Below are 16,513 nucleotides of genomic sequence, written 5' to 3'. Positions count from 1 at the left end.
TTACTGCAATGCGTTTGGCAGAAAGAGTGCGATGCTTGGGAATGCGATAAGCAGGAAGGCCATTGCCAACATGGTTAGGCAGTATGGCAACGCGCCCAGCATGACTTCATTCAAACTGCCAGATTTGCGAGCGCCCTGCACCACATATAGGTTCAGACCAACCGGTGGCGTGATTAACGCCATTTCGATGAGAACGATCATCAAGATGCCAAACCAAACAACATCATACCCTTGGGCGGCGACCAACGGGACGATAATCGGAATGGTCACAACCATCAGCGACAGCGTTTCGATAAAAAACCCCAAGACGATGTAAAGGACGACAACAACAAGGATTGTCTTAAGCGGCGTCAGACCAAGGCCCGTCATGAATTCTGTTAATTCGCGGCCTAGCCCAGCCGAGGCGAGCGTGAAGTTGAGGAAAGAGGCCCCAATTACGATCAGCATGATCATGGATGTGATCTTGACCGTGCCCGTCAGGCTTTGAGTGATCATTGACCACGACACGCCACCAAACACCAAGGCAATAACGAATGATCCTGCGACCCCGACTGCCGCGGCCTCTGTTGGGGTCGCCCAACCAGCATAGATCGAACCAACAATCATACCAAACAAGATCAGGATCGGAACCAGATCGATAAGAGCACGTAGCATTTGTGCAAATGGGAACGTGCGGCGCGTGCCACCCAAATCGGGACGGATCAGGCAAATAACCACGGTAATCGCCATAAACCCAATCGCGAGGGCAATGCCCGGAATGAGGCCCGCCAGGAACAATTGCGGGATCGATGATTGGGTCAGAAACCCATAGACAATCAGATTGATCGACGGTGGGATCATGATGCCCAAGGTGCCGCCAGCTGCAATTGCGCCCGAAAACAGTTTGGGATCATAACCCAATTTTTCTGCTTGCGGCATCGCCACTGTCGCCACAGTTGCAGCTGTTGCCACGGATGATCCTGATGTGGCTGAAAACATCGTCGCCGTTGCCACATTGGCATGCACCAATCCGCCCGGAAGCCAAGACACCCAACGATCCAAAGCCGCATAAGTCCGGGTTGCAACCCCGCTGCGCACAAGGATTTCGCCCAACAGAACAAAGAACGGGATTGCGATCAGGGTCGTTGAATTCGAAGACGACCAAACCATATTGCCAAGGCCGCGCGTCAACGGAAAGCTTGAGAAAAACGTATCAATCCCAAAACCTAAAAGGAACAACACAATACCAACGGGGATAGACAGCGCGAGCAATCCCAACAGCCCGACAGAGACATAAGCGATCATTGCAATGTCTCCTGCTCAGCAAACGCGCCAACGAAATTTTCCGTCTCGGAATGGCGGCGTTTCAGCAAAAGGCTTAGAGCCGCAAGCGTCGTCAAAGTTGTCATCAATGCGAACCAGACCCAGCCTGCAAACCATGGCAACTGCACCCAGACAAGCGGTGTTTCCAGCGGGGTGTTTGCCCGTGATCCATTGTTGATGGACCGTGCTAACACGGGCCACGCTTTGATCGCGATTGTGACGACAACGCCCGACATCACAATCATAGAAAAGACATCAAACAACGCGCGTTTAAAGCCATCTGCACGACTGCGTAAAAGGTCAATTCGGACATGCCCCAACTCAAGCAACGTATAGGACATGCCCCACGAGGTCGCGAGCGCCATAGCGTAGCCCGCTATCTCTTCAGTGCCGCCAAAGGACGTACCGATCTGGCGCATAATGATGTCTGCCAGCACAAATCCTGCGCAAAGCAGCAAGCCAAAGCCAACAACAAGGGCGACCCCTTTGTTGATAACTCTCAGGCTATGTATCATTTTGAGTTCCATGCTTCAGTACGCCCTTTGACCGGTCGATTAGTTGATTGTTACGCCAACAACTTTACCAACGCTGTCATTCCAGCGCTGCGCCCAATCACCACCGGCACGCTCGGCCCAATCTGGCAGAACTTCGCTGGTCAGAATGTTACGCGCAGTGTCAAAGTCCGCGTCGCTGACGTCAACAAGAGTCATAGAGCGCGCATCACCCGATGGGCATTCGCCATTGCCGGTGAGGCAAGCGATGTCGTTGACCAATGCATTTTGTGCGCTGGCCCATGCAGGGTCTTCAAACCCGCTGACGACTTCGCTTGAGATGAGGGCCTGCGTATCCGCGTCCAAGCTGTTCCACTTATCCAGGTTGATCGCAGTCACAACGGAATCCCAACCACCCAATGGGATTGGCATTAGATGTGTCGACACTTCCCACCAACCAGCGCTGTAGCCAGAACCGGCACCCGTGACTGCACAGTCAACCGTACCAGTTTGCAGCGCGCCGGGGACTTCACCAAACGAAACGCTTACGCTTTCCGCACCAAGTGCCTCCAATAGTTTCGCGGTCATCCGGCCAGACGCACGGATTTTCAGACCTTCAAGATCGGCAAGGTTGGAAATCTCTGCGTTACAGAACACGACTTGCGGCGGGTATGGTGCAATTGCGAGGACATGCGAATTGAAACGATCCCGATAGATATCGGAAACCATTGGGCGTGCCGCATCGACCATCGCGCGGGCTTCATCTGCCGTCAGCGCAAGCAAAGGCACATCCAAACCTTCCAATTCGGGCGCATCAGCTACGGCGTAATCGGCAACTGTCATTGCAACGTCATAGACGCCTTGACCAAGCAGCGGGTAAATGTCGCCAAGACCAAGGCTCATGGCGTTGTGCGTTGTCAGTTCAACATTGATGTCGCCACCGGACGCGGCGGGCAATGTGGTGCTCCAAAACGGGGCTTCGTATTGGTTGTGCAGCGGAAGGCTGGACCAGCTGCCGACGACTGAAAGATCTTCGGCCATGGCGGGTGACGCCAGTGCAGTTGTTGCGATGAGCCGTGCAATTGTTTTTTTCATTTTCTTAGTTCTCCTTGTTGGTTTCGTTTTTTGTTAGAATGGTCGTTTCAGCATCTTCGGCGACGTCCGAAATCAGCATGTGCCCCGGCGAGTGGGTTATGCAGATCGGTATTTTCGCATCGAGAAGGACATTCTGAGGGGTCACACCGCAGGCCCAATAAACCGGGATTTCGCCCGGCTTGATCTCCACAGCATCGCCCCAATCCGGCTTGGTCAGGTCCGCGATGCCAATCTGTGCCGGGTCACCCACCGCGATCGGCGACCCATGCGCCTGTGGGAATTGACTGCTGATTTCCTTGGCTTGAGCAACCTGTGCTTCGGGGATCGGTCGCATTGTCACAACCATTTGCCCAGAAAACCGACCCGCCGGTGCCAGATCAATGTTCGACCGATACATCGGCACGTTACGACCTGTCTCGATATGTCGAACCGGAATGTCATTGCGCAACAGCGCGTTTTCGAACGTGAATGAACAACCGAGCGCGACAGTCACTAGATCCTTTGACCAGACATCCGACACGTCCGTCACTTCACCACTTAACACCCCATCGCGAAAAATGCGGTACTTGGAAACGTCACTACGGATATCAATATTATGACCAAGGGTCGGCAGGTTTGGATTGCCAGTGTCGCTCACGCCAACGACAGGGCATGGCTTTGGGTTTCTTTGACAGAACCGCAGGAAGTCCAATGCAAAATCTTCAGGAAGAATGGCAAGGTTACATTGCAGTTTACCTGCAGCCAGACCAGCGGTGTGGCCGTCATACGATCCGCTGCGAATGGCCGCGCGAACTTGCCTTCCACAGGACAGTTTTAAATCCGAGTGTGATACGGCCTTTGAGTTCATCGCGATCGCTCCAGTGATGTCACATTACCATCACATGGGATCGATCATTTATTCAAATTATCATTATGTATCAGTAGTGATAGAAAATTTGAAACTACTTGGGGTGCGATGCGTCCCATTCCAATGCTATGGAGCGTGCAATTTTCGCACTGTTTTCAACAAGAAAACTACGTGGTTCAGACAGATACGACGCGGTAAATACCAAAGGTTGCGGTCGAAAGCCCGGATCAAATTCAATGATCTGCCCGGACTCCACAAAGTCGTTCGCAAGGGCTCTGGGATAGGGCCCGACTGCGATTCCAGCTGCAATCATCTTTAAACTTGCCGACAAAGATGCAGATGCAAACACCCGCGCTTTCGGCCCAATCGTGCGCGAAAGCTCCGACATCAGTTCCCGGTATGGACGTGTTTTACTGGAATAAGACATGACTGGAATTTCGGCCAAATCCGTGACTGGGTTCGTTGCCGCGCAGTACCAATGCAACTCAAAGGGTGGCAGGGCAACATTTTCCACGGTGAATTCAGAAACGGGGCCCATCAGGAAAACCAAATCGAGCCGACGATCAAGAAGTGCTGCACGCAAATTCAGAGAAATATCGACGGTTAGATCGACATTAACGCGCGGGTATTCTTCATTGAACGCCTTAAGAAACTCAGGCAGCCATGCCTGCGCAATCGTTTCCGAAGCGCCAACGCGAAACAGCCCTTCCGTTTCTGCTGGATCGGCAACCCGCTGCTTGATCTCTTCTTCAACGAAAAGCATCTGCTCCGCATAAGACAGCAACAGCATACCCTGTTTTGTTAGGACAAGGTCCCCGCTTCCCCGTTCGAACAGGGACACCCGTAGCTCTTGCTCAAGGTTCGAAATCCGTGTGGACACTGCAGGTTGCGACAGATGCAGACGATCGGCTGCTTTCCTAAAACCACCGAGCCGAGCGACCCAAAGAAAGGTCCGGACTTGTTCAAAGGTCATTCACGCATTCACATTTTTTATCGAAAAGGAAGTGTACCCATAAAGGGAACCCTGCAAAAAGTACAGTTTGCTCGAAGTAATTTGATGCGATTGTTTGCGAGTGTGAGCGCTTTAACAGTCTTTCTTAATGGTGACATTCGTAGGCGTTGCAGCATTGGTCAAAGAGGATTGTCTGTAATAAAAACCATTCACACCTTAGTTTTAGCAGTAAGGGTCGGCCGCCGACGACCGAAGAGCTAAAAGAGATCGGATTGGATGGCGGTCACTGCGGGGTCAAGTGCCGTCTCTCGGCAGACGATACGCGGTATCGATGAGTGGCCCGTAAACATAGGGATACGTCGGACGGTAATACGGCATCAAAGTAGTCATGTGTGGCAAGGCTGTTTCTAGGGCGATGCGACCGTTGAAGCGTTCTTCATAGCCATCAATCTCGTGATATGTTGCGTAAACTAATTTGGATTGGTTCTGCGAAATCTCGCGGGCATCGAAATTGTGCTCTGCACTCAAGGTAGAAAGCCCCGAGATCAAGCTATCAAATACGACAAACGTCGCTAAAAAAGGTGCAATCGGATTGAAAACAAGGTTTGGGCGTTTGAAGGATTGGCAATGTGTAGCCGCCCGTTTTGCTTTCTCTACGGGTTTTTCGCTAGGCCATCGCTCTCGCGGCTGCTGCTACATTCCAGTTGCGATTCCTGAGTGTCGGGCTTTTGGACAAAAAAGAATAAATTTCCCCGTGTGTTATCGTTCAAAATGTGAATTATTGTCCGCGGTTGCTTGTAAGGGCGCCGGGATCAAAAGTGTTGTGTTGTGCGCCACGAAGAGTGCAGTGTGTGTAAAATTCTCTGATCGCAAAGACACCCAATGAAACTGCGGTGATCAGGGGGTATTGGTAAGGGACGGTCGGGGATATGGTATTGCTAGCCAGGCTTTTTGCCGGTTTTTGGACGCTTGCATTGTTGTTGTCAGGCGCAGCCTGGGCGACTCCTTTTACAACAACCGTTCCGGGTACATCGATTACGCTGCCTGATGATTACCCCGAAGCGGGTGGTGTTGCCTTTGTCTTTATCGGCAACAACGGAAACTTGTATTTCCAATTCTCAAACCCCGAAGGCGCATTTCGTGGCTTTAACAGCAACGGCGTGCCTACACAGTTCCGCGGCAACCCTTTCACCATCAATGATCCGGTCGTGCTGGACTGCGGGTTTTCGACCTGCACTGATTATTTCGGTGGTGGCATTCAAGAGATTCACATCCGGTTCTCAGCTTTTGACGGTGATACCCAGGTCAATGGATTTGACGAAGACGATATCTCGCTCATCTTGAATGGCACGAATGTCGGGTCGTGGTCAGGTCTGACAACTGAAATTACCGACAATGCGGGCACTCAGAGTTTTGGATTTGCCAATGGTTTCGGCAACAACACCTTCAACACCGGCTGGTTTTCGTCCACAAACCCTGGGTTGTTGAGTAACATCCTGACGACGAACCAAACAACGACACAGGTTCTCGACGATGATCCCAATGATAACTTCTGGGATTTTCGGCGCGGCAATAATCTGACCAACCCCAGCATCGTCACAGTTGCGCCGGGGTACACGCTTGCCAAGACGGCGAACGTCACCGATTTTGACGCAGTTGGTGATGAGATTGAGTATACATTCATCGTCACCAACATCGGCTCGGTGTCGATAAGTGACTTGTCAGTATTTGACGATGTGATTGGGGCCGTATCCTGCGACACGACGGTGATTAACTCTACCTCTTTGGGTGGCACCCCAGAATCTGCGACGTGTACGGCAACCTATGAAGTCACCCAAGAAGATGTCGATCGCGGCTTTGTTACAAACACTGCCAATGCGGAAGGCACACCTGACTTTGGTGAATTGGGCACACTGACGGATGAGGTGACGGTTGATGGTCCGGCTGCAGACCCAATCCTGTTTGTTGAAAAGACATCAACCCTTGGTGCTTTTGGTAATGCTGATACAACGGTCCCTTACAGCTTTCTGATCCGAAACGATGGCAACGTTACCTTGTCCAACGTGCAGGTTAATGACCCTCTGTTGCCCGGTCTTGTTTGTAGCCCGCCTGACCTTGCTCCGGATGCCGAGTTTACTTGTTCGGGCACCTACACCGTTCTGCAATCCGACGTCGATGACTTTGCCGCCAATGCAGCGGACACGCTAGACAACACCGTAACTGTCACAGCCGAAACACCGGCTGGCGCAGGGGTCACGCAAACGGATGATCTTTCGTTGCCGGGTCCTGCCGCAGCGCCGGGCATTGATGTTACTAAGACTGCTCAGGTGGCAGAATACGATGCAGTAGGTGATGTCCTAACCTATCAAATTCGAGTCGATAACACGGGCAACGTGTCTTATCCGGTGCCGACGATTACTGATGTCCTGACCGCAGGTGCGACATGCCCCGCAGGCGACATTGCACCGGGGTCTTTTGTATTGTGTACAGCGACTTATGACGTCTTGCAGGACGACATCAACGCAGGGCAGGTAGATAACGAAGCATCCGCCGAAGTGACAGTTGGTGGCGTTACAGTATCGGATTCAGATGAAGCCACGGTGCCGGCAGTGCAAACAACAGGCCTGACGCTGGATAAACGTCTTGCCAGCGCATCGCCCAGCAACTTTGCAGCGGAAAACGTTGGCCTGACATATGAATATATCTTGTCAAACACGGGTAACGTGACCCTGTTGACGCCAACCGTTACAGACGATCTGGTGCCTGTTTCTTGCGTCGAAACAGAAATATTACCATTCACTTCGATTACATGTACCTCGGATACCTATCTGACGACGCAGTTGGATCTGAATGAAGGTGATGTGACGAATATCGCCAGCGCAACTGCAACCCAAGCCGGGCCGACCCCGACGGCCATCACGTCTAACACCGATACCGTCACAGTGCCCGCGGTGCAGCAACCTGAACTGACGCTTGTCAAAACTGCCCCGCTTGTGGATGCGATCGATTATGTCGAGGGCGCGATTGTCACCTATTCCTTTGAGGTCACGAATGACGGCAATATCGATCTGACCACAGATACGGTGAACGCATCCAACATCACCATTACAGATGACAGGATTGGCACATTCACCTGTCAGCCAACGCCGCTTAATGTTGGTGACAGCATCACGTGTACAGCCGATTACGAACTGACCTTTGCCGACATTCAGGCAGGCACGGTTGTGAATACCGCGACAGCGTCGGCAGGCGCGGTCGAGTCTGATCAAGTCAGTGCCCAAATCGCGCCAACCTTCATGCCCAGCATCGGGTTGGTCAAAGCGGCCACTACGGCATCGGTTGGAGAAACAACAGATTCAATTTCCTACACGTTCGAAGTGACAAACACGGGCGATACAACTTTGATCCTGCCCGATAACGCGATCAGCATATCCGACCCGTTGCTGAGCGCCGTGGCGGATTGTTCGGCGCAACCGGCGTCGTTTGCGCCGGGAGACAGCTTTGAGTGTGTTGGCACGCGCAATGGTGTCACTCTGATCGAACTTGACGCAGGGCAGGTCGATAACGCAGCGACAGCAGCCTTTGATTTCACCAACAACGGCACAACCATCGCCATCACGTCGAACGAAAGCACAGCAACGGTGCCCGTGATTGCAGACCCTGAAATGGTCTTTACCAAATCTGGCCCGCCACAGTTTGATGCCTTCAATCAGTCCCTGACATACACCTTCGAAATTGAGAACACCGGCAACGTCACCCTAAGCGAAGTCAGTGTCACCGACCCGTTGATCCCCGGTCTGGTCTGTACCCTGACGGATGTTGCGCCTGGCGCGACTGATAGCTGCACGGGTTCATATTCGGTCACCCAACCCAATGTCGACGCTGAGGTCATCAACAACACCGCCACAGCGACAGCGATCCCTACTCAAGGTCCACAACTGAGCGAGACCGCTTCAGCCGTCGTGCCAATCGACCCAACGGTCCCTTCCATGACAGCAAGCCTGACCAAGCAGGCAAGCACGCCAACCTTTACTGCTGTGAACGAACAGATCACCTATACGATGTCCGTGGCGAACACAGGCACGCAGACGCTCAGCGACCTTGTGGTCACTGACGTTTTGGACCCCGCCTTTAGCTGTGACATCGCGACATTGGCACCAGGGGCGACGGACACCACGTGCGTTTTTGTTCATTCTGTTACGCAAGCGGATATCGATGCTGGGCAGGTGGTGAACGTCGCCACATTGGCCTCGCCTGAAATCACGACGCAAACTGCGACTGAAACTGTGACTGGCCCGGCACGTACCGCAACGTACGAATTTGAAAAGCGGGTTAGCGGCAACTATACGGCTGAGAACGATGTCGTGTCTTACACCTTCCGGGTGGAGAACACAGGCAACGTCACTCTTAGCAATTTGGTGGTGACCGACCCGTTTTTTGGTGCACCCATCAATTGTACAATTCCGTCTTTGGCCCCCGGAGCGGTTGATTCCACCACCTGTGTTGCGGATTACACCATCATACAAGCTGACGTTGATGCAGGATCGATCACGAACACCGCCGACATTACTGTGGACGCCCCTGCGGGTGTTACTGATCCGGCCGATCAAGACAGCACGGCAGTTAGCACAGGCCCAGCCGAGAACGCCGCCATAAGTGTCGTTAAAGCCTTTACTGATGGCACCTATTCAAGCGCCACTGACAGTGAGGATTTTACTTTCACTGTTACGAACGATGGCAACGTGACCCTTACAAATGTTGTTTTAACAGATCCTATGCTTGGTTTCACATGTACGCTGGCGGATTTGGGCCCCGGCGACGTGGCAACCACATGTGACGACGGTTCCCCGCTGACTGCGACGCAAAACTTCGACCAAAGTGATGTGGATGCTGGCAGCTTTACCAACACAGTTGAAGTCACTGGCGAAAGTGCTGTGCTGGCAACTCCGGTTGATGCCAGCGACGAAGTTACAGTCACTGGTCCGGCGCAGGTGCCTACGATTTCCTTGGCCAAGAACAGCACCTTTACTGGTACTCTTGAAAGTGTCGGGCAGGTTCTGAGCTATGATTTTGTTGTCACGAACACAGGCAATGTGACTCTAACTGCTGAGATCAATGTCGCGGATGATTTGATTCCAGATGTGTCTTGTCCTGCGATAACGGGTGCAGGCATTGCACCGGGTGGAACGTTGACCTGTACTGGGTCTTACGAAGTCACACAAATTGATCTGGATGCGGGCGAAGTACTTAACGAAGCCACGGCGAGCATGACGCAGCCCATCGTTCCGCAGAACCCGGGCGATGATCCTTTCATCACGATCTCATCCAATCTGGCGACTGCAACGGTTACCGCAGACCAGCAACCTGAACTGCGTTTGGAAAAACGGGTTCAAGCCGGGTCAGCTTCTAGTTTTGCCGACGTGAATGATGTGGTGACCTTTGAATATGTTGTGACCAACATCGGCAACGTGACGACGACAGATCCGATCACCATTGTGGATGACCAGATCGCCGGCACGCTGGCGTGTACCGCCGCACCCGTTGCGCCGGGCGCAAGTGTCACGTGCGACCAAGACTGGGTCGCCGAGCAAATCGACATTGATGCTGGTTCTGTAACAAACATCGCCACAGCGTCGACGGTTTTCGATGGCGCCACAGTGGATTCGGGCACCGACAGCGTTACTGTCAACGCCATTCAAGCGCCTGAGTTGTCGATTGTTAAAACATTCCTGAACTCCAGTGATCCTACGGCTTTCAACGAATTCGATGTGCTGACCTATGAAATCGTCGTAACGAACACGGGCAACGTCACAATCGATGCGCCTATCACGTTGACCGACAATCTAAGCATCCCGAGTTGTCCAGCAGTTCCTGGTGACGAATTGGCTCCGGGTGACACGCTGACCTGCCCATCGACGCACATTGTGACCGCCAATGACATCGCCTTGGGCTCGGCGACAAACGTTGTCTTTGCGACGGGTTCTTTTGACGGATCACCTGTACAATCGCCCAGTGACGACGCGATCTTTCCTGTGGATGCTATGCCTGCGCTTAGCCTGACTAAGACGGCGCGCGCAGACAACGTGCCCTTTGATACGATCGGGCAGATCATTACCTATGACTATGTGGTGACGAACACGGGCAATGTCGGGTTGGCAGGTGAGATCACTATCGAAGATGATGTGATTGGCACGATCGCCTGTAAACCGGCCGCGCCGCCCACTCTTGCAACAGGAACCAGCTTCGATTGCGAAGCGACCCATGAGATCACGCAAGACGATATTGACCGTGGTTTTGTCACCAATAATGCGACCGCGCAGACGCTGTTTCCGCCGGAGAGTACCTTGCCGACGCAAGTCGTATCCCCCAACGCAGAAGAGACCGTTTTGGCGGATGAAGACCCTGAACTGACGGTCACCAAGGCCCAAATAAGCGGCATCGCCACTGCCAGCGAAGGCGACACTTTAACCTACCAGATCACGGCACTGAACAGCGGCAACCAGACCATCGCGGGCGCGTCGATCTCTGACCCACTACTGCCAACGTTGACGTGTACAGTTGGCGGCTCCGCAGCCCCGGCGAATGTGATTTTGTTGCCGGGCGATGCCCTCGTCTGCGAAGGTGACTACGTCGTCACGCAGGATGATGTGGATGCGCAGACCTTGATCAACACAGCCAGCGCCACAGGTACCGACCCGCAAGGTTTGACCATCAGCGATGATGACATTCATACGCAGGATATTGACGCCCCGGTTGTCGCGATGACCGTGAACAAGGCCATTCTGCCCGATCCCGGCGCAGCTGATGCATTCACCGACCCAGGACAAGAGTTGCAGTTTGTCATCTCGGTTCAGAACACGGGCAACATTACCTTGAGCGAAGCCGTGATCACCGATGATCGTTTGGTCACTCCGGTCAGCTGTCTTGTTGGTCCGATTGAACCGGGCGAAACGGATGACAGTTGCGTCTTTACCTACACCGTAACTCAGGCTGATTTGGACGAAGTCAATGGTGTTCCGGGTGCGCAATTCAGCGGCTTTACCAACACGGCCACGGTTGTAGCGACGCCAAATAACACCGCCCTTGATCCTATCAACGATACTGCAGACGTATTTGTGCGTGGCCCACCGCAAGATCCCGCCTTTAACCTTGTCAAAGAATCCACCACTGACGAAATTATCAGCTTTAACCAACGCATTGAATATACCTTTACTGTTGCAAATACTGGCAACATCACGCTGTTCGAAGAACCCCAAATCGTTGATGACAAAATCGGCACTTTCATCTGTGAAGGGCTACCTGTGGGTGGCATCGCCCCAAGCGAATTCTACCAATGTACAGCCGAATATTTTGTCACGCAGGCTGATCTGGATGCGGGCTTTGTCACCAATACGGCCACTGCGACCTCGAGCGAGGTTGAAGACCCCGTTGTTACCGAGCTGACTATCGATGGCGCGCGAAATCCGGACATTTCGATTGTCAAAACACCCAATGTCCTAGCCAATGTCGCTGAGGGCGAGACGATCGACTACACCTATGTTGTGACCAACACTGGCAACGTGACCCTAACCGGTGTCACGTTGGTGGATCAGCATACCAGTGCAGCAGGTACTGCACCGCTACCGATTACAGGCGAAAGTCTGACGGGCGACGTCAATGAAACCGGCACGTCTGTGGACACAGACGGACCTGGAATTTTCACAACGCTCGGCCCCGGCGACACCGTGACCTTCACGGCTGAGTTTTCTGTGACCCAAGATGACATAGACGCTGAGATCAGCATTGATAATACAGCGACCATTACTGGCCTCAGCCCGGATGGAACAACCCCGCAAGACACAAGTACCGCCAGCGTAACACTGGAACTTGGCGATCCCAGCCTTTCAGTTACGAAGACAGCGGATTCGACTGGTGTGAGTGATCCTGCGGTTGTGGGTGAGACGGTTTCTTATCGGATTGAGGTTGCGAATACGGGCAATCAGACGCTGACGAACGTTGATTTGACGGATAGTTTTGTTGACGGGAACGATGTTGCTTTACCGATCACGCTGACGCTGGACAGTGGTGACGATGGTATTGAGGACGCGCTTGAGGTTGGCGAAACTTGGGTGTTCATCGCGAGTTTTGATCTGACGCAGGCCGCGATCGACAGCGGCGAGCTTGAGAATACAGTCAGTGTGACGGCGGACGATCCGCAAGGCGAAGAGCAGACGGACGCATTGCCGGAGCCTGTTATTGTTGATTTGTCGCAAGATCCCGGCCTTGAGGTCGAAAAGTCGGCGGATTCGAGCGCTGTGACCGTTCCGGCGGAAGTGGGCCAAGAGATCATTTATACCATCGAAGTTGCGAATACGGGCAACGTGACGTTGACCGATGTCGAGTTGGATGACACGTTTGAAGATGGGGCAGGGAACCCGCTTGCGATTGAGCCTGTGTTGATCAGTGGCGATGACGGCGTGGCGGATGTGTTGGAAGTGGGCGAGACTTGGGTTTTCCAAGTGACCTATGCGTTGACGCAAGATGTGATTGACAGCGGCCTTGTAAGCAACACGGTAAGCGTTGATGCCGAGGACCCGACAGGGGCATTGATCGAGGATGCGATTGACGCGCCAGTTGAGGTGCCACTATCGCAAGATCCGGCGCTGGCGCTTGTCAAATCGGCGACAGTTGTGACTGGCCCTGATGGTCGGGTCGATGCGGGTGATACGATTGCCTATCGCTACGAAGTCACGAACACGGGCAACGTGACGCTGTTTGACCTAAGCGTCACGGAAACTGGCTTTACGGGCCTTGGTGTCACGCCTGTGCCGGTCTTGGAAAGCGGCGGTGCTGATCTTGACGGCGAAGGGGACGGGATTGATCTTGCGGTGACGGGGGGCACGGTTGTGTTCCTTGTGGATTACGTCCTGACGCAAGAAGACATTGATGCGGGCGAGGTCGAGAACGCGGCCACTGCCAGCGCGACACCACCGATTGGCGCGGCGATTGAAGATCTGTCGGGCAGCGCGGTTGATAATGACGATCCAACTGTCACGCCTTTGGTCCGCGCACCTGGGTTGCAGACGCTGAAGACGGCTGTTGCGAACCTAAGCACGCCGCCTGCTGTGGATGACGTGATTTTTTACACGATCTCTGTTGAGAATACGGGCAACGTGACTCTAAGCGCCCCGGTGCTGAGCGATGACATCACGACGGCGACTGGCGGGATCGAGGCACTTGAGGCAGCCCCTGCCTTTGATGGCGGCGATTTGAACGACGACGATTTGCTGAGCGTGGGCGAGACGTGGACCTTCACGGCCGAATACCGTCTGACGCAAGAGGCGATTGATGAAGGTGGCGTAGAAAACACAGCCACGGCAACATCGCAGGACCCTGAAGGTGTCGACATCTCTGATGTGTCTGATGATGGGGTTGGGCCCGCGGATGGGGATGACCCGACGGCCACGACATTTGATCAAACGCCTGCGATTGCAGTTGTGAAGGCTGCGGCCCTTGATCTGGGCGATGACGGCGTGGCGAGCGTCGGCGACGAAGTGACGTATACCTATACCGTCACGAATGAGGGCAATGTCAGCCTTTTGGATGTGACGTTGGAAGAAACCGCCTTTGGCGGGGCCGGCACGACGCCTGTACCTGCACTGCAATCGGGTGGATCGGACATTGACGGCGAGGCGGATGCTGAGGATCTGGCCGTGGGTGGCACGATGATCTGGCAGGCGATTTATGCGCTGGAGCAGGACGACATTGATGCGGGCGAGGTGAGCAACCAAGCCACGGTCGGTGCGGACACAGAAACGGCGGGCGGTGTCTCTGACGTGTCGGGCGATGCGACGGACAATGACGAACCAAACCTCCTGGATATTCCGGAGGTTGAGGGCATATCAGTCACGAAGACTGCGGATTCGACTGGTGTGAGTGATCCTGCGGTTGTGGGTGAGACGGTGTCGTATCGGATTGAGGTTGCGAATACGGGCAATCAGACGCTGACGAACGTTGATTTGACGGACAGTTTTGTTGACGGGAACGATGTTGCTTTGCCGATCACGCTGACGCTGGACAGTGGTGACGATGGTATTGAGGATGCACTTGAGGTTGGCGAAACCTGGGTGTTCATCGCAAGCTTTGACCTGACGCAGGCCGCGATCGACAGCGGCGCGCTTGAGAACACAGTGAGTGTGACGGCGGACGATCCGCAAGGCGAAGAGCAGACGGACGCCTTGGCGGAGCCTGTTGTTGTTGATCTGCCGCGCGACCCTGGTCTTGAGGTCGAAAAGTCGGCGGACTCGAGTGATGTGACTGATCCGGCGGTTGTGGGCCAAGAGATCATTTATACCATCGAAGTTGCGAATACGGGCAACGTGACGCTGACGGATGTTGTGTTGGATGACACGTTTGAAGATGGGGCAGGGAACCCGCTTGCGATTGAGCCTGTGTTGATCAGTGGCGATGACGGCGTGGCGGATGTGTTGGAAGTGGGCGAGACTTGGGTGTTCCAAGTGACCTATGCGCTGACGCAGGATGTGATTGACAGCGGCCTTGTAAGCAACACGGTGAGCGTTGATGCCGATGACCCGACGGATACATTGATCGAGGATGCGATTGACGCGCCGGTTGAGGTGCCACTGTCGCAAGACCCGGCGCTGGTCATTGTTAAATCGGCGACAGTTGTGCCGGGCCCTGATGGCCGCGTCGATGCGGGTGATACGATTGCCTATCGCTACGAAGTTACGAACACGGGCAATGTGACCCTGTTTGACCTAAGCGTTACGGAAACTGGGTTTACGGGTCTTGGTGTCACGCCTGTACCGGTCTTGGACAGCGGCGGTGCTGATCTTGACGGCGAAGGGGACGCGATTGACCTTGCGGTGACGGGGGATACGGTTGTGTTCCTTGTGGATTACGTCCTGACGCAAGACGACATTGATGCGGGCGAGGTCGAGAACGCGGCCACTGCCAGCGCGACACCACCGATTGGCGCTGCGATTGAGGATCTGTCGGGCAGCGCGGTTGATAATGACGACCCGACTGTCACGCCTTTGGTCCGCGCACCTGGCTTGCAGACGCTGAAGACGGCCGTTGCGACCCTAAGCACGCCGCCTGCTGTGGATGACGTGATTTTTTACACGATCTCTGTGGAGAATACGGGCAACGTGACCCTAAGCGCCCCGGTGCTGAGCGATGATATCACGACGGCGACTGGCGGGATCGAGGCGCTTGAGGCAGCCCCTGTCTTTGATAGTGGCGATTTGAACGACGACGATTTGCTGAGCGTGGGCGAGACGTGGACCTTCACGGCCGAATACCGTCTGACGCAAGATGCGATTGATGATGGTGGTGTTGAAAACACAGCCACGGCCACATCGCAGGACCCAGAAGGTGTCGACATCTCGGATGTGTCTGATGATGGGGTTGGACCTGCGGATGGGGATGACCCGACGGTCACGGCCTTTGATCAGACTGCGGCGATTGCGGTTGTGAAGGGTGCGGCCCTTGATCTTGGCGATGACGGCGTGGCGAGCGTCGGCGACGAGGTGACGTATACGTATACGGTTACGAACGAGGGCAATGTCAGCCTTTTGGATGTGACTTTGACGGAAACCGCCTTTGGCGGGGCGGGGACGACGCCTGTGCCTGCGCTGCAATCAGGTGGATCGGACATTGACGGCGAGACGGATGCTGAAGATCTGGCTGTCGGCGGCACGATGATCTGGCAGGCGATTTATGCGCTGGAACAGGACGACATTGATGCGGGCGAGGTGAGCAACCAAGCCACGGTCGGTGCGGACACAGAAACGGCGGGCGGTGTCTCTGACGTGTCGGGCGATG

General features: G+C 54.2%; 7 protein-coding genes. 1 reads left to right on the top strand and 6 read right to left on the bottom strand.

Annotated features, from left to right (window positions below; genetic code table 11):
• The 6 genes from ABJF76_RS12835 to ABJF76_RS12810 all read right to left on the bottom strand — a co-directional run bounded on the left by ABJF76_RS12835 (position 1) and on the right by ABJF76_RS12810 (position 5,215).
• On the bottom strand, positions 1 to 1,284 hold the full coding sequence (locus ABJF76_RS12835) for a TRAP transporter large permease (protein WP_413819107.1): 1,284 nt from the start codon (positions 1,282 to 1,284) through the stop codon (positions 1 to 3).
• Complete coding sequence (locus ABJF76_RS12830; protein ID WP_413819108.1) at positions 1,281 to 1,829, bottom strand: TRAP transporter small permease subunit; 549 nt, start codon at positions 1,827 to 1,829, stop codon at positions 1,281 to 1,283. Before ABJF76_RS12830 ends, ABJF76_RS12835 begins: the two co-directional genes overlap by 4 nt.
• A 27-nt stretch (positions 1,830 to 1,856) precedes the next feature.
• Positions 1,857 to 2,888 (bottom strand): TRAP transporter substrate-binding protein, encoded by a 1,032-nt coding sequence (locus tag ABJF76_RS12825; RefSeq protein WP_413819109.1) that lies wholly within the window; start codon positions 2,886 to 2,888, stop codon positions 1,857 to 1,859.
• Positions 2,889 to 2,892: 4 nt separating this feature from the next.
• A complete protein-coding gene (locus tag ABJF76_RS12820) occupies positions 2,893 to 3,735 on the bottom strand; it encodes a putative hydro-lyase (protein ID WP_413819110.1) in 843 nt (280 codons plus the stop codon).
• Positions 3,736 to 3,829: 94 nt separating this feature from the next.
• A complete protein-coding gene (locus ABJF76_RS12815) occupies positions 3,830 to 4,708 on the bottom strand; it encodes a LysR family transcriptional regulator (protein ID WP_413819111.1) in 879 nt (292 codons plus the stop codon).
• A 273-nt stretch (positions 4,709 to 4,981) separates the two neighbouring features.
• Positions 4,982 to 5,215: a hypothetical protein gene (locus ABJF76_RS12810; RefSeq protein ID WP_413822410.1), complete on the bottom strand. Its 234-nt coding sequence runs from the start codon at positions 5,213 to 5,215 to the stop codon at positions 4,982 to 4,984.
• Between the two features lie 401 nt (positions 5,216 to 5,616).
• On the opposite strand from ABJF76_RS12810, the gene ABJF76_RS12805 reads away from it, so the two are divergent.
• Positions 5,617 to 16,513 (top strand): hypothetical protein (locus tag ABJF76_RS12805; RefSeq protein WP_413822586.1); only part of this gene is annotated, 10,897 nt, incomplete at its 3' end.

The sequence above is a fragment of the Tateyamaria sp. genome (assembly GCF_039940735.1).
GTDB lineage: Bacteria > Pseudomonadota > Alphaproteobacteria > Rhodobacterales > Rhodobacteraceae > Tateyamaria.
Note: the sequence above shows the minus strand (reverse complement) of the source record. Positions and strands in the feature narration are given on the sequence as shown.

Coding starts and splice junctions, on each gene's coding strand:
- ABJF76_RS12835 (WP_413819107.1), bottom strand. CDS start 1,284: ATGATCGCTTATGTCTCTGTCGGGCTGTTGGGATTGCTCGCGCTGTCT.
- ABJF76_RS12830 (WP_413819108.1), bottom strand. CDS start 1,829: ATGGAACTCAAAATGATACATAGCCTGAGAGTTATCAACAAAGGGGTC.
- ABJF76_RS12825 (WP_413819109.1), bottom strand. CDS start 2,888: ATGAAAAAAACAATTGCACGGCTCATCGCAACAACTGCACTGGCGTCA.
- ABJF76_RS12820 (WP_413819110.1), bottom strand. CDS start 3,735: ATGAACTCAAAGGCCGTATCACACTCGGATTTAAAACTGTCCTGTGGA.
- ABJF76_RS12815 (WP_413819111.1), bottom strand. CDS start 4,708: ATGACCTTTGAACAAGTCCGGACCTTTCTTTGGGTCGCTCGGCTCGGT.